The 18,394-nt window shown below is 48.9% G+C and carries 23 protein-coding genes and 1 tRNA gene; 12 read left to right on the top strand and 12 right to left on the bottom strand.

The window, feature by feature from the left end; all coding sequences use genetic code 11:
• The first annotated feature begins 1 nt into the window (after window position 1).
• The 11 genes from pyrH (at window position 2) to ACZ5ZZ_RS17020 (ending at window position 9,196) form a co-directional block, all read left to right on the top strand.
• Complete coding sequence (gene pyrH, locus ACZ5ZZ_RS16970) at window positions 2–715, top strand: UMP kinase (protein ID WP_464140586.1); 714 nt, start codon at window positions 2–4, stop codon at window positions 713–715.
• Window positions 716–755: 40 nt separating this feature from the next.
• Window positions 756–1,316 (top strand): ribosome recycling factor, encoded by a 561-nt coding sequence (gene frr, locus ACZ5ZZ_RS16975; RefSeq protein WP_464118945.1) that lies wholly within the window; start codon window positions 756–758, stop codon window positions 1,314–1,316.
• A 15-nt stretch (window positions 1,317–1,331) separates the two neighbouring features.
• Window positions 1,332–2,063, top strand: coding sequence for an isoprenyl transferase (locus tag ACZ5ZZ_RS16980; protein WP_464118947.1), 732 nt, complete (start codon window positions 1,332–1,334; stop codon window positions 2,061–2,063).
• A complete protein-coding gene (locus ACZ5ZZ_RS16985) occupies window positions 2,035–2,868 on the top strand; it encodes a phosphatidate cytidylyltransferase (protein WP_464132490.1) in 834 nt (277 codons plus the stop codon). The genes ACZ5ZZ_RS16980 and ACZ5ZZ_RS16985 overlap by 29 nt, the downstream gene beginning before the upstream one ends.
• 76 nt (window positions 2,869–2,944) lie before the next feature.
• The gene (rseP, locus tag ACZ5ZZ_RS16990; RefSeq protein WP_464132492.1) at window positions 2,945–4,618 is read left to right on the top strand and encodes an RIP metalloprotease RseP; all 1,674 of its coding nucleotides are present in this window, start codon (window positions 2,945–2,947) and stop codon (window positions 4,616–4,618) included.
• Entirely contained in the window at window positions 4,615–5,319 is a 705-nt protein-coding gene (gene tsaB, locus ACZ5ZZ_RS16995) for a tRNA (adenosine(37)-N6)-threonylcarbamoyltransferase complex dimerization subunit type 1 TsaB (protein WP_464118953.1), read from the top strand. Before rseP ends, tsaB begins: the two co-directional genes overlap by 4 nt.
• Window positions 5,320–5,337: 18 nt before the next feature.
• On the top strand, window positions 5,338–6,291 hold the full coding sequence (locus tag ACZ5ZZ_RS17000) for a P-loop NTPase (RefSeq protein WP_464118955.1): 954 nt from the start codon (window positions 5,338–5,340) through the stop codon (window positions 6,289–6,291).
• An 8-nt stretch (window positions 6,292–6,299) separates the two neighbouring features.
• Window positions 6,300–6,926: a helix-turn-helix domain-containing protein gene (locus ACZ5ZZ_RS17005; RefSeq protein ID WP_464140588.1), complete on the top strand. Its 627-nt coding sequence runs from the start codon at window positions 6,300–6,302 to the stop codon at window positions 6,924–6,926.
• Window positions 6,916–7,926 (top strand): RluA family pseudouridine synthase, encoded by a 1,011-nt coding sequence (locus tag ACZ5ZZ_RS17010; protein ID WP_464140590.1) that lies wholly within the window; start codon window positions 6,916–6,918, stop codon window positions 7,924–7,926. Before ACZ5ZZ_RS17005 ends, ACZ5ZZ_RS17010 begins: the two co-directional genes overlap by 11 nt.
• Window positions 7,923–8,621 (top strand): peptidoglycan editing factor PgeF, encoded by a 699-nt coding sequence (gene pgeF / locus ACZ5ZZ_RS17015; RefSeq protein WP_464132496.1) that lies wholly within the window; start codon window positions 7,923–7,925, stop codon window positions 8,619–8,621. Before ACZ5ZZ_RS17010 ends, pgeF begins: the two co-directional genes overlap by 4 nt.
• Window positions 8,618–9,196 carry a DNA-3-methyladenine glycosylase gene (locus ACZ5ZZ_RS17020; RefSeq protein WP_464140592.1) on the top strand — a complete coding sequence of 193 codons (579 nt, stop codon included), beginning with the start codon at window positions 8,618–8,620 and terminating at the stop codon, window positions 9,194–9,196. The genes pgeF and ACZ5ZZ_RS17020 overlap by 4 nt, the downstream gene beginning before the upstream one ends.
• Window positions 9,197–9,278: 82 nt before the next feature.
• Here ACZ5ZZ_RS17020 and ACZ5ZZ_RS17025 read toward each other — a convergent pair.
• The 6 genes from ACZ5ZZ_RS17025 to ACZ5ZZ_RS17050 all read right to left on the bottom strand — a co-directional run bounded on the left by ACZ5ZZ_RS17025 (window position 9,279) and on the right by ACZ5ZZ_RS17050 (window position 13,050).
• Window positions 9,279–9,354, bottom strand: a tRNA-Phe gene (locus tag ACZ5ZZ_RS17025).
• A 62-nt stretch (window positions 9,355–9,416) separates the two neighbouring features.
• Window positions 9,417–10,580: a cystathionine gamma-synthase gene (locus ACZ5ZZ_RS17030; RefSeq protein ID WP_464140594.1), complete on the bottom strand. Its 1,164-nt coding sequence runs from the start codon at window positions 10,578–10,580 to the stop codon at window positions 9,417–9,419.
• A 15-nt stretch (window positions 10,581–10,595) separates the two neighbouring features.
• Window positions 10,596–11,642, bottom strand: coding sequence for a PLP-dependent cysteine synthase family protein (locus tag ACZ5ZZ_RS17035; protein WP_464118967.1), 1,047 nt, complete (start codon window positions 11,640–11,642; stop codon window positions 10,596–10,598).
• A 5-nt stretch (window positions 11,643–11,647) separates the two neighbouring features.
• Window positions 11,648–11,857: a hypothetical protein gene (locus ACZ5ZZ_RS17040; RefSeq protein WP_262555249.1), complete on the bottom strand. Its 210-nt coding sequence runs from the start codon at window positions 11,855–11,857 to the stop codon at window positions 11,648–11,650.
• Between the two features lie 27 nt (window positions 11,858–11,884).
• Entirely contained in the window at window positions 11,885–12,322 is a 438-nt protein-coding gene (locus tag ACZ5ZZ_RS17045) for a hypothetical protein (protein ID WP_464118969.1), read from the bottom strand.
• Window positions 12,310–13,050 carry a hypothetical protein gene (locus tag ACZ5ZZ_RS17050; RefSeq protein WP_464132498.1) on the bottom strand — a complete coding sequence of 247 codons (741 nt, stop codon included), beginning with the start codon at window positions 13,048–13,050 and terminating at the stop codon, window positions 12,310–12,312. The genes ACZ5ZZ_RS17045 and ACZ5ZZ_RS17050 overlap by 13 nt, the downstream gene beginning before the upstream one ends.
• 147 nt (window positions 13,051–13,197) lie before the next feature.
• Here ACZ5ZZ_RS17050 and ACZ5ZZ_RS17055 point away from each other — a divergent pair, with 147 nt between their 5' ends.
• Window positions 13,198–13,332 carry a hypothetical protein gene (locus ACZ5ZZ_RS17055; protein WP_347355828.1) on the top strand — a complete coding sequence of 45 codons (135 nt, stop codon included), beginning with the start codon at window positions 13,198–13,200 and terminating at the stop codon, window positions 13,330–13,332.
• A 374-nt stretch (window positions 13,333–13,706) separates the two neighbouring features.
• Here ACZ5ZZ_RS17055 and ACZ5ZZ_RS17060 read toward each other — a convergent pair whose 3' ends face one another.
• The 6 genes from ACZ5ZZ_RS17060 to ACZ5ZZ_RS17085 form a co-directional block, all read right to left on the bottom strand.
• Complete coding sequence (locus ACZ5ZZ_RS17060; protein ID WP_464118975.1) at window positions 13,707–14,357, bottom strand: hypothetical protein; 651 nt, start codon at window positions 14,355–14,357, stop codon at window positions 13,707–13,709.
• A 25-nt stretch (window positions 14,358–14,382) separates the two neighbouring features.
• Window positions 14,383–15,159 (bottom strand): MlaD family protein, encoded by a 777-nt coding sequence (locus tag ACZ5ZZ_RS17065; RefSeq protein ID WP_464118977.1) that lies wholly within the window; start codon window positions 15,157–15,159, stop codon window positions 14,383–14,385.
• An 8-nt stretch (window positions 15,160–15,167) separates the two neighbouring features.
• Window positions 15,168–15,887: an MlaE family ABC transporter permease gene (locus ACZ5ZZ_RS17070; protein ID WP_464118979.1), complete on the bottom strand. Its 720-nt coding sequence runs from the start codon at window positions 15,885–15,887 to the stop codon at window positions 15,168–15,170.
• Window positions 15,884–16,663 (bottom strand): MlaE family ABC transporter permease, encoded by a 780-nt coding sequence (locus ACZ5ZZ_RS17075; RefSeq protein WP_464132501.1) that lies wholly within the window; start codon window positions 16,661–16,663, stop codon window positions 15,884–15,886. The genes ACZ5ZZ_RS17070 and ACZ5ZZ_RS17075 overlap by 4 nt, the downstream gene beginning before the upstream one ends.
• Window positions 16,660–17,391, bottom strand: a complete 732-nt coding sequence (locus ACZ5ZZ_RS17080) for an ABC transporter ATP-binding protein (protein ID WP_464140596.1) — start codon at window positions 17,389–17,391, stop codon at window positions 16,660–16,662. The genes ACZ5ZZ_RS17075 and ACZ5ZZ_RS17080 overlap by 4 nt, the downstream gene beginning before the upstream one ends.
• 88 nt (window positions 17,392–17,479) lie before the next feature.
• Window positions 17,480–18,235 carry an ABC transporter ATP-binding protein gene (locus ACZ5ZZ_RS17085; RefSeq protein WP_464140598.1) on the bottom strand — a complete coding sequence of 252 codons (756 nt, stop codon included), beginning with the start codon at window positions 18,233–18,235 and terminating at the stop codon, window positions 17,480–17,482.
• Window positions 18,236–18,394 lie beyond the last annotated feature (159 nt).

The following is an 18,394-nucleotide window of genomic DNA, read 5'->3' on the forward strand; positions in this document are numbered from 1 at the left end:
TTTGAAAGAGCCTGTTTATAAGCGTATTTTGCTAAAATTAAGTGGTGAAGCCCTGGCTGGAAAGCAAGGGACTGGTATCAATACTGCGACAATCACACAGATTGCGCAGGACGTGGCAGAGGCTTACAGAGCAGGCGTTCAAATCGGTCTGGTAATCGGTGGCGGTAACATCTATCGCGGTGTTGCCGCTTCTGCTGAGGGTATGGATCGCGCAAGTGCCGACTATATGGGTATGCTTGCGACATGTATCAATGCCCTGGCTCTTCAGGACGCTTTGGAAAAACAAGGCGTTCCTACCCGCGTTCAGACTGCCATCGAAATGGCTGAGATCGCGGAACCTTATATTCGTCGTAAAGCCATCCGCCACCTTGAAAAAGGTCGTATCGTGATCTTCGGTGCAGGCACCGGAAATCCATTCTTCACTACTGATACAGCGGCTTCCCTTCGTGCCATGGAGATTAACGCTCAAGTGATCATGAAGGCGACCAAAGTGGACGGCATCTATGACAAAGACCCTGCCAAACACGCTGACGCGAAGAAATTCGACAAGATCAGCTACATCGACGTGCTCAACCGCGGACTTCAGGTGATGGACTCCACGGCCATCAGCATGTGCATGGACAACAAACTTCCTATTATCACCTTTGACCTGACTCAGCCTGGAAATATTCTGAAGGCGGTTCAGGGCGAAACCATCGGTACACTGGTACATTAATCGCGCCCACAAGACGTGAAAACGGATTAAGGAGACAACTATGGCAATCGCTGATGTTAAAAAGAACGCACAAGCAAAAATGGAAAAGACTCTGAATGCTTTGTCTGAAGAACTAAAAAAGGTTCGCACAGGCCGTGCTCAGGTTTCCATGTTGGACGGTATCCGTGTAAATTACTACGGAACTCCATCCCCACTATCTCAGGTGGCATCTATTTCCACTCCAGATGCAAAATCCTTCCTGATTGCACCTTGGGAAGTGGCTATTCTTAAAGATATCGAACAAGCTATCATCAAGTCTGAGTTGGGCATGGCCCCAATGAACGACGGTAAAGTGATCCGCTTGAAAGTTCCTGATTTGACTGAAGAGCGCCGTAAAGACCTGGCGAAACAAGTTAAAAAGATCGCTGAAGAAGCACGCGTGGCTGTTCGTATGGCTCGTCGTGATGCCAACGATGAAGTTAAAAAACTTCAAAAAGATAAGGCTGTCAGCGAAGACGAAGGCAAAAAAGCCGAAGCAGACATCCAAAAAGTGACTGACGATTTCATCAAAAAAGTCGATCAGGTTGCTGAAGAAAAAGAAAAAGCGATCTTGACGATCTAATCCTCAGGACCCGACGTGAGTTTGCCAAAACATGTTGCTATTATTATGGACGGAAACGGGCGCTGGGCTCAGCTCAAGCGTCGTCCGCGCACGTTCGGCCACATCAAGGGCACTCGCGTTGCCAAGAAGATCATCACGGCGTGCTCGCGCCGTGGGATCAAAAATCTGACCCTTTACGCTTTCAGTACCGAAAACTGGTTCCGTCCACAGGAAGAAGTCAGCCTGCTGATGCTGATCCTGCGCCGCTATCTGAAACGTGAAACTGAAAATCTGGTCAAAGAAAACATCCGCTTCTCGGTGATCGGGGATCTGTCCCGCATTCCTCTGGATGTTGCCAATGCCATCGAAAAATCCATCGAAGCCACAGCTCAATGCACAGGTTTAAATCTGGTCTTTGCCTTGAGCTATGGCTCTCGCCAGGAAATCACTCAGGCTGTTCGCGATTTGGCGGAAAAAGTCGCTGCCGGAGAGCTTTCTCCCGCAGACATCGACGAATCCATGATCAATTCATCCCTGAGCACTTTCCCCACTCCGGATCCGGATCTCATTATTCGCACCAGTGGCGAACAACGACTTTCGAACTTCCTATTGTGGCAAGCTGCCTACTCAGAGTTTTATTTTACCGAAACTCTGTGGCCTAACTTCACCGAGTCTCACCTTGACGAAGCCTTGCAGGCCTTCGCAATGAGACAACGCCGTTTCGGCAAGGTCTCAGCAAATGACAACGTGGAAAAGCTTTCTAACTAGAGCCGTCTCAGCCCTTATCGCCCTGGCCATCATCACCGGACTTTATGTTTCGATGGGAATCAACGGTCTGAAGATCGCCGTTGGCTTTGTCGTCGTGGTGGGCACTTGGGAGCTGACAAACATCCTTTTCCATCGTGAAAAGTCTGTCTTACTGAAAATTCTTTTTATGGCGATGACCGTCTTGGTTTTTGCCGCCTCCATCACATCCCTCAGCACGGGGTCCATCATCTATGCGATTTCCACTATCGCAATGATCATTGCTGTTCTTCTGACGTCACACAAAGAAGGCAATCTGGAGCTTATGGCGTCTTTCCAAGCCAAATCCGCCTTGGGCTTGTTCTACATGGGGCTTTTGCCTTCATTTGCCTTTCGCTTGTTGGATCAGGCCTATGGTCTTTCCTGGTTTATCTTCCTGCTCGCAGTAGTCTTTGCTGGCGATACGATGGCTTACGTTTTTGGTGTGCTATTTGGCAAAACCAAAATCATGCCGTCTGTTTCCCCTAAAAAATCCTGGCAGGGCTCTATTGGCGGCATTTTCGGTTCGGTCTTCGCGGGTCTGATTTGTTGGTTGTTCCTGTTCCCGGAACACCAACTTCCCATGTTCCTGGTTTTAGGCGGTCTGTCCGGTTTCGTCGGTCAATTCGGAGACTTCTTCGAATCCCTGTTGAAACGTGTGGCCGACGTTAAGGATTCCGGCAAGATCATGCCAGGCCATGGCGGTGTCTTGGATCGAGTCGACGGTGTCCTGTTCGCAAGTCCTGTTGTTTTGGCCGGAGTTTTGATTCTCTCTCATCTTTTGTCTTAAGAGAAACGTCGAGCCGCAGAGAGGAAAACCCTTAATTTTCTACCCCTTATTCCCGGCCTCCCTTTACAATGAGTGAATGGATATTTTTTCATTCTTACAATCAGGCCTTTCTGCAATCGTTCCCTTTGTCATCCTTCTCGGAATCCTTATTTTTGTTCACGAGTTAGGTCACTTCCTGGTCGCACGCTGGTGCGGTGTTCGCGTTGAAGTTTTCAGTCTGGGTTTTGGAAAAAAACTTCTGACTTACAAGCGCGGTGACACTACTTACGCCCTTTCCCTGATTCCACTGGGTGGGTACGTAAAGATGTTCGGCGAACAAAACGGTGAAGGCATCTCCGAAGAAGACAAGAAGGTTTCTTTCACACATAAAAATGTGTGGCAGCGGATTGCCATTGTTCTGGCCGGCCCTCTGATGAACTTCTTCTTTGCAATTTTGGTCTTCTTCGTCGTGGCTTTGATTGGCGAAGACGCAAAAACTCCGGTCCTGGGTGATGTGGCGGTGAACTCCCCGGCTTACACGGCGGGCTTCCGCTCTGGGGATCAAATCGTTACCATCAATCAGAAACCCATCACCACCTGGGAAGACGTTCAACGCGCACTGAGCCTGAAAGAAAGTCACGACCTGCATCTAGATGTCGATGTGAAGCGTGAAATTACCGGCGAATCCGCTGTGATTTCCGTCACCGCAAAACCTGAACCGAATCCCAATGTGCTTTCCAGCTTCGACTATATCGCCAACGTGGAAGGGATCTCCCCTTACTCTGCAGGCACAACGGTGGGCGTCTTTGCCACGTCCCCCCTACATGCTTTGGGTCTGCGCACGGGTGACAGCATCACCAGCATCAACGGTGTGAAGGTGTCTTACTGGAGACAGCTGGACTCCACACTGGCTAAACTGAACACGCAAGAGCCTTTGACCCTGGAAGTCCTGGGTCAGCGCGAAGGCGACAAGACGGCAAAAACCATCACCATCACCATGGCCCCGTCGGCTTCCCTCAAGTCCTTCTCTTTGCAGAACCTGGGTCTTGAAAGCTCGGAGCTGTATCTGGCGCGTGTTCTTGAAGGCTCTCCGGCTCAGGCCGCGGGTCTTCGCCCGGGAGACCGCTTGGTGAAGATCAATCAGGTCACTTTGCAAAAGTGGGAAGATGTCCTGAACAACATCAAGTCCTTTGATGGACAAAAGCCAGTCGCACTTTCTGTGGTTCGTGATGGAAAAACCATCGATCTGGAAATCACTCCGAAGATGACAAAACAGATGACCGCGGCTGGTGCCGAAGAAAAGCGTTATACGATCGGGATCTCTCCGATTGCCAATATCGCCATGCCGGAACTGATGACTCTGCGCTCGTCCAATCCAATTGATGCCTTGATTCGCGGCACGGAGAAAACCTGGGAAGTCTCTGTCATGACGGTGATGAGCTTCGTGCGTCTGTTCCAGGCCAAGATCTCTCCGAAAAACATCGGCGGCGTGATCTCTATCGGTCAGGCAGCAAGCGAAACCTTCAAAATCGGCATCACACAGTTCCTGCAGATGATGGCCATTATCTCTGTGAATCTGTTCATTCTGAACTTGCTTCCGGTTCCGGTGCTGGATGGCGGTCACTTGGTGTTCTATGTGATCGAACTGGTCAAAGGAGCCCCTTTAAGTCTTAGAAAAATGGAGATTGCACAGCAAGTGGGTCTGGCCATCTTGATGAGTCTTATGATATTTGCTCTGTTTAACGACTTCACACGTTTACTGGGCCTATGAAAATACTAGCTATGGAAACCAGCACCGCCGTCGGCGGTGTTGCGGTTATTGTTGATGGAAAAGTGATTGCAGAGGAAACCACTCTGCGCCAGAAAACCCATAGCGAAATTATCAGCCCCTTCACCGAACACTGTCTGAACAAAGCCGGACTTCGCCTGGAAGACATCGACGTCTTTGCCGTGGGGCAGGGACCGGGCAGCTTCACTGGCATTCGTGTGGCTGCCAATGCCGGAAAAACCTTTGCCTACAGCTTCAGTAAACCCATGGTGACGATTGATTCCCTGGTGCTGCTTGCGGAAAGGGCCCGCGGATCTGAAAAACCGGTTCTTTCGATTATCAATGCCTACAAAAACATGGTGTATCTGGGTTTATTCGACATGACTGGTCCAGAGCCCCGCTATCTGCAAGGTCCGGCGGCGATCCCCGTTCGTGATCTGTCTCAGCATATCCGTCAAGAGGTGCTGGTGGTCGGTGATGGCTGGGAAGCTTACAACGAATACTTTCCTGAACCTCTGCGCAGCCTGATGCACAGAAATTCTGATATTCCAGACTATCCGCTGGCTTCCACTCTGGGCTTGATGGCTGAAAAAAGAGCGCAAAGCGGTCAAACTTTGGACTGGAAATCTTTTATTCCTCTTTATATTCGCGCGTCTGAAGCCGAAGAGACTAAAAAAGGGATTCTTATCACCCCACTGAAATAGCAAAAAGAGGATGCATCCATGGATCAGGCTGTATTGGACTTTAAAACTTCTCGCACAAACAAAGAACAAGACACAAAGCTATGGGTTGTCGCCTCTGGTAAAGGCGGAGTGGGAAAAACTTTTGTTTCAACTAGCCTGGGCATCACGCTGTCCAAACTTGGACATTCCGTAGCGATTGTGGATCTGGATCTGAGTGGTTCCAACGTTCACACCGTGTTGGGGCTGCAACCCTCCCACATGAATATTCGTCATTACTTTGAAGGTGCCAAAACCCTGCAAGAGCTGGTGATCCCGACTCCGTTCCCGCATCTTTCGTATGTTCAGGGTTTCTGGGATTCCTGGACTCCGACAGACTTTTCCTACAATCAAATTCAGAATCTGATTCCAGAACTGAAAAATCTGCGCGCGGATTATGTCATTGTCGACATGGGCGCGGGCGCTTTGGAGGCTCACCTGGAGCTCTTCAAGGCTGCTGACGAAAAATTCCTGATCACAACTCCGGAACCTACCAGTATTGAAAAAACCTATCGTTTTATCGAGTCCTTCGTTTGCCACTCTTTGAAAGCCAACGCGACTCCGGATGCCTATGGCAACATGATTTCCACTTTGCGTAACCACCGTCAAAGAACCCTGGCAAAACCGTTCTCCTTCCGCTCTTATCTGAAGGATGCCTCGGGTATTCACTATGATTTCTTTGAGGCGCTTTCCTCCACGCCAGTTCGCTTGATCGTGAACTCTTCCCGCAATCAGGCCAATGAAGAACTTGGCTTTTCGATGAAAAGCGTTTGTAACAAATACTATGATTTGGGAATCGACTACGCAGGCGCCATCGATTACGACAATGCAGTGTGGCAGTCAGTGCGTGTAAGAGAACACGTTCTTGTGGCTCAACCATTCACTCCGCTTGCCGGACAATTTTTGGCAACCTGCAAACAACTTATTGCACCCGAGGAGCTTCGCGCCGTAGTATAATAGCTACGATGCAAGCGACGTCTCGATACAACTATTACGAAGTTCTAGAGCTAACGGCCAACGCTCCTCAACACGAGGTGACGACGGCGTATGAGCGTGCTCGTGCCACTTATTCTGGCGACAATCCTGCGATCTACACTATTTTCTCTGAACAAGAGGCGCGTGAGCTTCTTGTGGTGATCGAGGAAGCCTATCAGGTTCTGGGCAACAAGATCCTGCGAACAATTTATGATCAGCGTCTTTTGAGCGGCAGATCCTCTTTGAATGATCTGACTTATGCCTCCATCCTGGAAGCCAGCAAACAGGTTTTCCCTGAAGCCAAAGCTGAAAAGAGCACTCCGGCCTATCAGAAAAATGAAGCTTTCGAAAAAGAAGTCGCGGCCCGCACAGAGTGGAATGGCGAATTCCTTAAGAAGGTTCGTGAATACAAGCAAATCTCTGTCGCCAAAATGAGTGAGATCACAAAGATCAATTCCTACTACGTCACTGCCATTGAGAATATGGATGCCGGTAATCTGCCCGCCATCGTATTTGTGCGCGGTTATGTGGTACAAATTGCCAAAGCCCTGGGTCTGGACGATAAAAAAGTCGCGGACTCTTACATGAAGAGCTTTAAAAACAATCTTGGAAAATAAGACTTCGACGACGACCATTCAAGTCACTGCCACCGCAGAGATGAATGGGCTGCGCCTTGATAAAGCCATGGCCCTTATTGAAGAGGTGGGCACTCGCTCTCGCGCGGCTCATCTTTTGGAATCCTCCGCGGTTTTACTCAATGGAAAACCAGCCAAAGCTTCTGTTGCGGTCAAAGAAAACGATCTGATTGAAATTCAACTTCCCGAACCAGAACCGACAGAGCTTCAGCCCTATGATCTGAAGCTGGATGTCCTGTTTGAAGATGAAGATCTGATCGTCATCAACAAACCCGCTGGGCTGGTGGTACACCCGGCAGCCGGTCATGCGCATGACACCTTGGTGAATGCGTTGATTGCTCACACCGATGATCTTTCCATGAAGTTTGGCGAAGAACGTCCCGGCATTGTTCACCGCCTGGACAAAGAAACCAGTGGTGTGATTGTCATCGCCAAAAACGACAAGGCCCATGAATCTTTGACCTCTCAGTTCAAAGAACGCAGCACACATAGAATTTATTATGCCGTCTGCCTTGGAACGGCCCGCACTTTGAGTGGGACCGTCAAAAGCTTCCTGGCTCGCCACCCCGTGGATCGCAAAAGATATGCTTCTGTACTGGGAGAAGATCGGAAACCGATCACCAGTCAGGAAGACGCTCCTGACATCGGAAAATGGGCGGTCACCCATTATGATGTTCTGCAAAGAAAAGGCGGTTTCAGCTATATGAAGCTGAAGCTTGAAACCGGTCGCACCCATCAAATTCGCGTGCATATGTCTGAAAGCGGACTGCCCATTGCCGGAGACATCCTTTATGGTGCTGACCGAAAAATCAAAAGCATCGAAGCACGCGGATCCCAGGAAGATGTCCGACAGCTTTCCCGTTTCCTGCTTCATGCAGCCGAATTGGGCTTCACCCACCCTCGCACGGGTGAAAGAATGTTCTTTCAAAAAGACTGGCCGGAAGAAATTCAAATCCTGCTAAAGAAATGGGGGTTGGTATGAATCTAAAGCAAACTCCTTTGGGTTATGAACTGCGCACGCCGTACATCACCGCTTTGTTCGGGAATGCCTCGGCTTCCTACGCCGACATCCAGAAAGCCTATCCTCAATTTCGCACCGTTCGTTTAAAGCAAATCCACAGCGATGCGGTGGTGGAAAGTCCCGACAATTCTCAGGACTATCAGGTCATCGCAGATTCTCACTTTAGCACGACCAAAGATCTGGCTTTGTGTGTGATCACGGCCGACTGTGTTCCGGTTCTTTTCTATCATCACACGACCGGATTGATCGCTGGGGCCCATGCGGGATGGCGCGGAGTTGCCAACAGAATCGTGCCCAAGACCGTGCGAATGCTGGTTGAAAAAGGGGCTGTAGCTTCCGAATTGGACGTGATCATCGGTCCGCACATTCAAAAAAACAGCTTTGAAGTCGGCAACGACGTTCGCGATCAGATCCTGACAAGCCTGGGACCGCTCAGCCCCCAGGAACGAAGTAGCTATTTTTCGCCTTTGGAAAATGGCAAGTCCCTGGTGGATTTAAATCTGATCGTGCGCCAGCAGCTAGAGCAAGAAGGCGTATCCATGGACCGTCTTTTTGATCTGCATATCGACACCGTCACAAACAACGAATTCCATTCGTACCGTCGCGACAAAGAAAAATCCGGACGCCAGGTCAGCTTCATCTGCCGCACATCATGATTCTGCCCCAAGAGTTCTATTTTGAAGACACAACATCGGTGGCCCAATCGCTCTTGGGGAAAGTGCTGAATATTCGCACCGACCATGGAATTCAAAGTGCGCGCATTATTGAAACGGAGGCCTATCTGGGGGTTGAGGATCCGGCCTGCCACACTTTCGGGGACCGTCGCACCGAGCGAACCCGCTCGATGTATCTGGACGGAGGACATGCCTATATCTACATGATCTATGGGATGTACTATTGCCTAAACTTCGTCACACGGACTCACGAACATCCCGAAGCGGTTTTAATTCGCGCCGTTCAACCTTTGCCCGCGTTGCCAGATGTGAAGAAGAAGGACATCAAAACCAACGGTCCCGGAAAGCTCTGTAAGTTCTATGGAATAGATCGCAAAGAAGACGGTGTGAAGCTGTGGAAGAAAAGTTCTCCCCTTTATGTAAGCGAGGATGCTTTCAAGGTTTCATCAAAATCCATCGTATCCCGTCCGCGCATTGGTGTGGATTATGCCGGCGAAGCCGCCCGGTGGACGCTGCGATTTTACTTAAAAGATCATCCGTTTATTTCGAAGAAATAGTTCATCCGCCCTTAAAGTGGCCAGAAACGAAAAAACCCGCTGATGAAGCGGGTTTAGTTGTCTTGAACTTTTTGAATAAAAATGGTGGCTTGAGACGGAATTGAACCGCCGACACAAGGATTTTCAGTCCTCTGCTCTACCAACTGAGCTACCAAGCCACTGGAACTTATGCGTTCAAAGAGACCAAAGGTTTATCCATTGGCCCCCTGCCTGTCAACAGTTAAGCCTTATCAAAAGCAGTTTTAAGGTCGGCAATCAGGTCGTTCAGATCCTCTACACCCACAGAAAGGCGGATCAGGGAATCATCGATCCCCAAAGCCTTGCGGTTTTCAGGCGGAACGGAGGCGTGCGTCATAATCGCTGGGTGCTCGATCAGGGACTCAACCCCTCCCAAACTCTCGGCCAATGAAAAGACATTCACGTTTTCCAGGAACTTACGAGCCGAATCCAGGCCGCCCTTGATGTAGAACGTGATCATCCCACCGAAACCATGCATTTGTTCTTTCGCCAAAGCATGCTGAGGATGGCTTTCCAGACCTGGATAGATGACTTTGTCCACTTTTGGATGAGATTCCAAAAATTTCGCAATCGCCATGGCATTTTCCTGATGGGCCTTCATACGAAGTGGCAAAGTTTTCAAACTTCTCAGGAACATGAAGGAATCAAACGCCCCTTGAGTCGCTCCGATACCGTTGCTCAAGAACGCCATTCTTTCTGCCAGATCCGCGCGGGATACAACGACCATACCGCCAACAGTGTCACTGTGGCCGCCGATGTATTTCGTCGCAGAATGAACCACGATATCTGCACCCAGCTCCAAAGGTCTTTGGAAGTAAGGACTCATGAACGTGTTGTCCACGGCAACCAAAATGCCTTTGGCCTTTGCGATGGCCGCGATCTTCTTGATATCCACCAACTTCAAAGTCGGATTGGTCGGCGTTTCCAGCCATACAAGCTTCGTGTTGGGTTTTACGGATTTTTCAAAGTTTTCAACCTTCGTCAAATCCACGAAAGAAAACTCAATGCCGTCATGTTTTAGGATTTTATCGAACAAACGGAAGGTGCCGCCGTACATATCATCCATCGCAACCACATGATCACCACCTTTAATAAGGTGCAAAACCGTCGTCGTCGCAGCACATCCGGAAGAAAAGGCAAAGCCGTGCTTCCCGCCTTCAAGGCTGGCCATGCAGCTTTCATAAGCGTGACGAGTGGGATTGTGGGTGCGGGAATACTCCCAGCCCTTATGAACACCCGGGGATTCTTGTACGTAAGTCGAGGTCAAATAAACCGGCGTCATAATTGCGCCCGTGGATGGATCCGGAGCTTGTCCAGCATGAATCGCACGCGTTGAGAAACCCAAATTTTCCGTTACTTTTTTCATATCATCACCTGTTTATTACTTTTTAAGATCTGCCAAAGCTTCTTGTGCAGTGACTACGCGGTTAAAGACATCTTTCGTCTCAGCCGCAGTCAGGAATTCATTTTCCACCATCCATTTGTCGTTGAAGGCCTTGCTCAGGTAAGCGCGACCGCTATCTGGGAAGATCACAACGATGTTGGAAGGTTTTTCCAGCTTTTCAGCCGCTTTCATCGCACCCACCAATGCCAATGCACTGGAAGGCCCCACTAACAGACCTTCTTCAGCCACCAAACGGCGGGTCATCGCAAAGGCCTCGGGATCAGAAACGCGTTCAAAGCCGTCATAGATATCCAAGTGAACGTTGTCAGGGAGCATGTCCTCACCGACACCTTCCACTTTATAAGAGCCCGGTGGATCAACGATCTTTTTATGGTAGTACAGATCATAAAGGATGCTTCCGATCGGATCGGCACAGATCGCTTTGACCTGTGGATTCATTTCTTTCAAGTAGCGAGTGATACCAGAAAGAGTTCCACCAGTCCCCGCTCCCCCGACAATCACGTCCACTTTTCCATCCATCTGCTTCCAGATTTCTGGACCTGTGGTGCGATAGTGACGCTCAGGGTTGTCAGGATTGTGGTACTGATTCACCAAGAAGGCCCCTGGAGTTTCTTCCGCGATCTTTTTTGATACAGAATAATGACTGAGAGGATCTTCCGGCTCCACCATCGGTGTGATGACAACTTTGGCGCCATAGGCACGCAAAATAGCTCTTTTTTCTTCGCTCATTTTTTCCGGCATCACAAAAATGCACTTATAACCTTTTACAGATGCGGCCAAAGCCAGGCCCACCCCAGTGTTCCCGGAAGTGGCTTCAACAATGGTGCCGCCGGGCTTTAATTGACCGCGCTTTTCAGCTTCCTCGATCATCGCCACAGCCACGCGGTCTTTGATGCTGCCGCCGGGATTGAAGTATTCCACTTTCGCAAAGAAGGTGTGCTTAGAGCCCTTAGTAACGTTATTTAGACGTACCATCGGGGTGTTACCGATCGCTTCCAGAATCGAACCATAAATTTGTGACATGAGAACTATCTTTCTAAGTCTCTTCTTCTGTTGGAGCGAAGATAGACTGTGTTCATGGACTGCAGAACCGTATTGATTTGAGTCATCGGGTCCAAGGAATAAGGCATTCCAAGCTCGGTTGTGAGCTGTTTGACGAGCTGACGACTGGGTTGATCTTTCATCAACTCATCCACCAGTTTTTCAAGGGCAGCTTGCTTTTTGTCAGCCTGAGCCATAGGAATCCTCCAACAAAGGGCACTCTATCACCCCCCTCCCAAAGAGTGAAAAAAATTTTGAAGAAGCGGACCAAAAAGGAGCATCAGGAAGGCCGGAAACTGAAAGAGCAATAAAGGAATCAGCAGAATAAACGGCAACCGTGCAACTTTATTTGATATTTCCTCCTGGCAGGCCTCCACCAACTCTGTTTCGAGCTGCAAAAGCACGCTATAAATGGCCTCGCCCCGCAGCCCACGCTCCAAAATCTGCAATAAACTGCGTCGGTACAGCGATGAAAGCTGCATTAGGCACTCTTTGGTGTCTTGTCCTTGTTGTAAAAGCGCCAACCATTGCGCGACGACCGGGGTTAAATCGTCTTTTTCGTTTTTTAGATAACTCAAAACACCCTGACGCACGGATTGACCGCGTTCCACCGCGCGTTTTACGTCCAACAAAAGCTTTAAAGGGGGCGCTACACCTTCCATTGCATCCTCCGACCGATATAAAAAATGGAAAATAAGCCTGCTACGAACACAAATGTGGAGCCGAGCAGCAGAGTTTTGTGTTTTTGAAATCCAAATTGCGCAATCACAAAGACAAAAAGCGCGAGGTAAAGGGCGGTGACAATTATCGCCTGCATCTTGATCTGCTGACTGACTTGTCCGGACCTACGTCGAAAATCTTCAAGCATCTTGTAGTGCCGGCGAAGTGCTTTGACCTGATCCAAACAGCGGCTTTGCGAGCGATCAATATCCCGAAGCTCGGACTGGAAACCTTTGAGCAGAGCGGATTTCACGCCGATGGCTTCATCGGATTGCTGTAGCGATTCAAAAACTTCCAACAGCTGCAAACGCACCCAACCGGTTTGCGATTCGATGCCCGCATGAAGCGAAGAGCGGAAAGATTTTCCCGTTTGCAAACCCAGAATCACACAATCAAGCAGCGGAATCAGTGCACTTTGCAGTCGTCGAATCAGGAAAAAACGCAAAATCTTGGGAAAAAACTTTAAAGTTATCCAAAGAATGCCGATGAAAAGCCAGAGCAAGGTGGGTGTTGAGGCAACACACGCGATGAAAAAGCAGATCACAACCAAGTTCATGATCGAAAAAGATCGAACCCAGTGTTGAGAGAATGCAAATTCCCGCGCCACTGATGAAAGTATTCGGTTAACGAGCGCATGTCCGAACAGCGAAATCGAAAAAACGATGAGCAAAGGGCACCTCCAAGAACCCGAATGCTCGCAAAAAATATGCAAGGTAAATTTTTTGTTGACGTCAGTGGTCGAATTGGGAAAACTTAAAGCAAGTACAGTTTTGTAAGTTAAGAAACAACAACAACGTTTGCATCCTAGGAGGAGCACATGGCAAAGAAAGCAGCTAAAAAAGCTACAAAAAAAGCAGTTAAAAAAACTACTACTAAAAAAGTAGCTAAAAAAGCTACAAAAAAAGTAGCTAAGAAAGCTACTAAAAAAGCTACTAAGAAAGCTGCAAAGTAGTTTTTCTTAGGAACTAGTTTTTAGTTCTAAAAACTAAACCCCAGAGGCAACTCTGGGGTTTTTTTATGCCCTAAAACCCGCCACCAGAGCCATTCTCCAGTCGACAACATTTTTTCCTAGTAGATAAAAAGTCTTTCTGAATTCAAAAAAGAAAACTAAAGACTCCCCAAGAAGCGACTTGCAAAGCAAGCAGCGCCCGCGACTCGCGAAGCGAGAGCCAGAAACAAAAAGACCAACCCGAGAATCAAGGTTGGTCAAAAGGGTTCAAGCGCAAGGCGGAGGGGTTTCTCCGAAACGGAGGCGTGCTCCAAGCACGTCGAAGTGAAGGAGAGGCCCCGACAACGCAGTCGATTGGGCCCTTTTCACCAACCGACTTAGAAGTAATAGAGGGCTCCTATGGCGCCGGTTGGCAACAACACAGATCTTTTCACTTCATACATGGCCATCAGTTCTCCGAAGATCGAAACCCCGCGGAAGTCGCCTGAAAGCTGATTATATTGCAGTCCAAACGCTGCATTCACAAAATCTGTGCCAAAACGGCCGGTTCTTTTCTCTTCCGTGGTCAAAACACGGTCCAGAATTCCGGATTCTTTGGCGGCGGACGTACTTCCGTTGGAGTTGTACCAGCGGGAATATCCGGCCGTCATATAAGGGGCCAAATAGTCACCTTCAAAAGCATGTTTCCAAGCCAGTTGGAAAGAGTTGTAACCGTGACCCGTTCCAAAACCGGCCAACGCCCCATCGGCGTCTTCGATGTTAAACTCCATGTTGAACCCAAGGGTTCCCAAAGCGCCCCCGACAGACAGGCCGGCACCAACTTTTAGTTTGTCGCGCATACTAAGAGTGGAGGCAAACGTGTTTCCAAGGCGCTCGTCGCGCATGCCTTGAGCGTATTCCGATTCGATTGAACGGGCTTTTGTGTTAATTGAGGTGGAGTCCGCACCCAGAAAAACTTCGGCTTGAGCCTGGGTTGCCGCGAAGAAGACGGCAGCCATAGCCACTTTACGGATAGATATTTTTAACATAGGACCTCCCTTTGATGCGGAGATCTTAGAAAACTCGGGCTTTTACACCTTCTTGCTGCAAGAACTTGCGGATGGTGGGACCATCCAGAGGCTCCAGCCTGAAAAGAAGCTTATGAACCAGTTCATAAGTCTCTTCCGCCTTCTTCGATCTCATTTTTCCTGTCAAATATGCCACGTCATCGCTGATTTTAATCGCGTTATCAAGCAATCTTGCCATTTCTTTGTTCTTGGTCGTTTTATCCAAGAGCACCAGCGTTTTGTTGAAGTTGGTGGTCAGCTGATTCAGTTGCTGGATCATACTGGTCACTGAGCCTTCATTTTTTTCCACAAGTTCAATGATCTTTCCGGCCAAACCATACCCCTGAGAGATCAGCTGATCCACTCGTGGAGGATCTTCACCGCGAACATAGTCGCCCGAGGAAAATTCACCCGAATCCACTGATCCTGGAGAGATTTCCAGAAACTTTTCCCCAATGACACCGGCCAGATTGATGAAGAATTTGGAATCTTTCCGGACGCTGGTCCAGGCTTTTTTATCGACGGTGATGGTCAGACGCAATTTCACCTCTTCACCGTCCGCGGATTTGTATCCCGGATCGAAAGTGATGGATTTCACCTTGCCCACTTTAATACCCATGACCCGCACCGGAGATCCTTCTTCGATCCCCCCCGCATAGTTGTACATGACATTAAGTTCTTTGGTGTTGGAGAACGGTGAAATGAATCCCATGAAATAGGCAAAGACCACAATCAATACAACTGAGACGAGTGCCAACAAACCGACCTTGGTTTCAACCTTCATACGTTCCCCTAATAAAGATAACTAAAAGTATAGGACAAAATAAAATCAATCACAATGATAGCAACAGAAGACACGACCACCGTGTTTGTCGTCGCTCTTCCGACACCTTCGGCACCTTGCTGACATCGGAATCCGAAATAGCAGGCCACCAGTGGAATCACTCCGCCGAAGCAAGCCCCTTTTATAATCGCAAAAATCAGATCCTTGAAATCCACGAATCTTTGCATGGATGTCAGAAACATGGAGGGTGTGTAGCCCAGATAAAGCTGACTGACTGCCATGGCAGAGAAAATACAGGCCATATTGGCCACAATCGTGATCATCATTCCGCCCAGAACACAGGCCAGGAAACGTGGGACCACCAGATAGTTGATTGGATCAATCCCCAACATTTTCAGGGCATCAATTTGTTCGGTGATCTGCATTGATCCGACTTCAGAGGCATATCCCGCCCCCACACGAGAACTCAAGAGCAGAGCGCTGACGATGGCTCCTAGTTCACGCAGAATCAGTAGCGCTGCAAAGCCCGGAACCATCGAGTCATTTTGAATGACCATTTTCATATGGAAAGAAGACTCCAGAATGGTCACGACTGCGGCAAAACACACACAAAAAACCACAATCACAAGACTTTTGTTGCCGACAAAGTAAAGCTGCTGGAAAAACTCTTTTCTGCGAAACGGCGGGGTCAATAGACCGGTCATTGTCTCTGCAATCAATGCAATCATGGTCTGTACCCTCGTATCATTGTCAGAATGATGTCACCAATGAAGCTGGTCATCCAATCCATGACCACAATACAGATCATGGTTGTGACAGCGGTGGTAACAACAGAGCGACCCACCCCTTTCGCGCCACCAGTGGTGGAATAGCCCTGATAAGTGCAAACAGTCGCCAAAACCAGGGCGAAAGTACCGCATTTTATCAGCCCGGTAAGAATGGATACTGGGCTGACAATCAAAGGAACATGGCGCAGATATTCTTCATAATTAACACCGGCGAAGAGCTCGCCCATCATAATGCCGCCAAAAACGGACATCGCCAGGCCGGCCGCCAGAAGGAAGAAGCTGGCAACAATAATCCCGATAAAACGCGGGACGATGATTTCCTGCAAAGGATCGGCCCCTAAGCAGCGAACGGCGTCGATCTGCTCGGTCACTTTCATAGTTCCCAGCTCTGCCGACGTAAAAGCTCCCACTTTTCCGCTCAACATGAAGGCGATCAACAAGGGACCGATCTCGCGGAAGGTTCCACTGGTGGCCAAAGCCCCCAGATATCCCAAAGCGCCGAATTCCTTAAGTTGCAATCCAAACTGAACGGTCATGATCGCACCGACAAAGAATCCCGCCATCGCTGTGGTTGGAAAGCTATCCACAGTGACCTTCCAAATCTGTTCAAAGATCTCGTGTGTTTTTAGTTTCTTAAAGAAAATCGTGCGCAGAATCTTCTGAAGGAACATCAGTGTTCCACCCATCTGATCCAAAAGGGATATTACTGTTGTCATGCTTCCAGCACCTCGGCCAAAAAGTCTTTTACCAAGGGATGCTCTGATTTCTTAAGTTCCTCAGGTGTTCCCAGAGCAACAATCGAACCCTTATCCAAGACCACGATTCGATCCGCAATTGCCAGGGCACAGTTCATGTCATGGCTGACCACCAATGAGGTGGTCTTCAGCTCACGCGACAGATCTAAGATCAACTGATTTACGGCCGTGGTCGTGACAGGATCAAGACCCGTGGTCGGTTCATCAAAAAGAAGAATCCGCGGCTCTAGCGCCACGGTTCTGGCTAGGCTGACTCGCTTTTGCATTCCGTAAGAGATTTGCGCTGGACGCTTTTTTTCAACACCCTGCAAGTTCACCAGACGGAGGGCTTTGGTCACCTTCTCGCGAATGACTTCTTCCGAAAGCTGATAGTGGCGACGAAGTCCAAAGGCCACATTTTCATAGACACTTAAAGAGTCAAAAAGGGCCGGATGCTGAAAGACCATCCCGCATTTTTTACGAATGGGAAGATATTGCTCTTCTGAAAATTTGGAAACCTCTTCGTTGTCGATCCAGATTTCGCCTTCATCAGGGGTCAGAAGACCCACAAGGTTTTTGAGAAGTACGGATTTCCCTGTCCCGGATGTCCCCAGGATAAAGATGATTTCACCCTCGCGGATCTGCAGATTTAATCCGTTGAGCACTGTCCTTGTACCGAATCTTTTCACGAGGTTTTTGAACTCAATCACCTTCTCATGTTAGATGGGCTCAAGACAGTGGGTCAACCGGCAATGTGAGCCTTTCGTCAACGTCCAGTTTCTGAGCTTTTAGAAAGAATCAGGCAGTGGTGGTCAGAGGACCTTGCAAAAGACCCCTGACAAACTGATGCACACGAGGATCGGCGTGATTTTTTGTCTGTTCTGGAGTTCCGGTGATGATTAATTCCTGATCGACAACCACACCGATTCGATCTGCCATTTGGAATGCGCGATTCATGTCGTTGGTGATCGCAACAATGGTGGAGCCTTTTTCTTTCTTCAACTTCAAAATCAGCTCAATGATCTTTCGTGAAGTGATCGGATCCAGGCCCGCAGTCGGATCATCGTAAAAAATAATCTCTGGATCTAGAGCAAGTGCTCTGGCAATACCCAGGCGCTTTTGCATCCCACCGCTGATTTCATCGGGGTACAAATCACGAGCATGAGGAATGCCAACAGCATCCAAGAAGTACTCTGCTTTTTTTGTTATTTCCCAGTCCGAAAGCGGGGTGGTTTCACGCAGCGGAAAACTGATGTTCTGAACACAGGTCAAAGAATCGAACAGGGCATTTTTTTGGAACAAAATGCCCACCTTTTTTAACACCGCAAGACGTTCTTTTCTGCTCAGCGTTATCCATTCCTTTTGTTCAACAAAAACTCTGCCATTTTGAGGGGTTACAAGGCCTGCCATGACCTTCAGCAGGGTTGTTTTCCCCTGCCCGCTGGGGCCCACAATGACGAAAGACTCCCCCGCCGGAATTTCCAGGTCGATCGACTTCAGAACCGTGTGGTCTTCAAAGCTCACTGTGACGTCTTGCAGGCTGATGATGCTCATTTCCGGTCCAGATTCTCTCTCCAAGCGCCTCTGCGCCGAGCGGTAATTGTTGTCTCTAAATACGATTTGATATTGAATGGGTCATCGAACGCAAGTTTTTATTTTTTCTATTCATTTTAAGAGCTTGTAGGGGAATGACCGCACTTGCGAAGTCCACTT

The organism is Bdellovibrio sp. HM001, assembly GCF_055397275.1.

What these genes read in the sequence shown, in the direction of transcription:
- ACZ5ZZ_RS17030 (WP_464140594.1), bottom strand. Translation starts at nt 10,580, where the DNA reads ATGAAAAAAGTAACGGAAAATTTGGGTTTCTCAACGCGTGCGATTCAT.
- ACZ5ZZ_RS17070 (WP_464118979.1), bottom strand. Translation starts at nt 15,887, where the DNA reads ATGATTGCATTGATTGCAGAGACAATGACCGGTCTATTGACCCCGCCG.
- ACZ5ZZ_RS17045 (WP_464118969.1), bottom strand. Translation starts at nt 12,322, where the DNA reads ATGGAAGGTGTAGCGCCCCCTTTAAAGCTTTTGTTGGACGTAAAACGC.
- ACZ5ZZ_RS17020 (WP_464140592.1), top strand. Translation starts at nt 8,618, where the DNA reads ATGATTCTGCCCCAAGAGTTCTATTTTGAAGACACAACATCGGTGGCC.
- ACZ5ZZ_RS16985 (WP_464132490.1), top strand. Translation starts at nt 2,035, where the DNA reads ATGACAACGTGGAAAAGCTTTCTAACTAGAGCCGTCTCAGCCCTTATC.
- ACZ5ZZ_RS17000 (WP_464118955.1), top strand. Translation starts at nt 5,338, where the DNA reads ATGGATCAGGCTGTATTGGACTTTAAAACTTCTCGCACAAACAAAGAA.
- ACZ5ZZ_RS17085 (WP_464140598.1), bottom strand. Translation starts at nt 18,235, where the DNA reads ATGAGCATCATCAGCCTGCAAGACGTCACAGTGAGCTTTGAAGACCAC.
- pgeF (WP_464132496.1), top strand. Translation starts at nt 7,923, where the DNA reads ATGAATCTAAAGCAAACTCCTTTGGGTTATGAACTGCGCACGCCGTAC.
- ACZ5ZZ_RS17065 (WP_464118977.1), bottom strand. Translation starts at nt 15,159, where the DNA reads ATGAAGGTTGAAACCAAGGTCGGTTTGTTGGCACTCGTCTCAGTTGTA.
- ACZ5ZZ_RS17005 (WP_464140588.1), top strand. Translation starts at nt 6,300, where the DNA reads ATGCAAGCGACGTCTCGATACAACTATTACGAAGTTCTAGAGCTAACG.
- ACZ5ZZ_RS17040 (WP_262555249.1), bottom strand. Translation starts at nt 11,857, where the DNA reads ATGGCTCAGGCTGACAAAAAGCAAGCTGCCCTTGAAAAACTGGTGGAT.
- ACZ5ZZ_RS17060 (WP_464118975.1), bottom strand. Translation starts at nt 14,357, where the DNA reads ATGTTAAAAATATCTATCCGTAAAGTGGCTATGGCTGCCGTCTTCTTC.
- rseP (WP_464132492.1), top strand. Translation starts at nt 2,945, where the DNA reads ATGGATATTTTTTCATTCTTACAATCAGGCCTTTCTGCAATCGTTCCC.
- ACZ5ZZ_RS17075 (WP_464132501.1), bottom strand. Translation starts at nt 16,663, where the DNA reads ATGACAACAGTAATATCCCTTTTGGATCAGATGGGTGGAACACTGATG.
- frr (WP_464118945.1), top strand. Translation starts at nt 756, where the DNA reads ATGGCAATCGCTGATGTTAAAAAGAACGCACAAGCAAAAATGGAAAAG.
- tsaB (WP_464118953.1), top strand. Translation starts at nt 4,615, where the DNA reads ATGAAAATACTAGCTATGGAAACCAGCACCGCCGTCGGCGGTGTTGCG.
- ACZ5ZZ_RS17035 (WP_464118967.1), bottom strand. Translation starts at nt 11,642, where the DNA reads ATGTCACAAATTTATGGTTCGATTCTGGAAGCGATCGGTAACACCCCG.
- ACZ5ZZ_RS17055 (WP_347355828.1), top strand. Translation starts at nt 13,198, where the DNA reads ATGGCAAAGAAAGCAGCTAAAAAAGCTACAAAAAAAGCAGTTAAAAAA.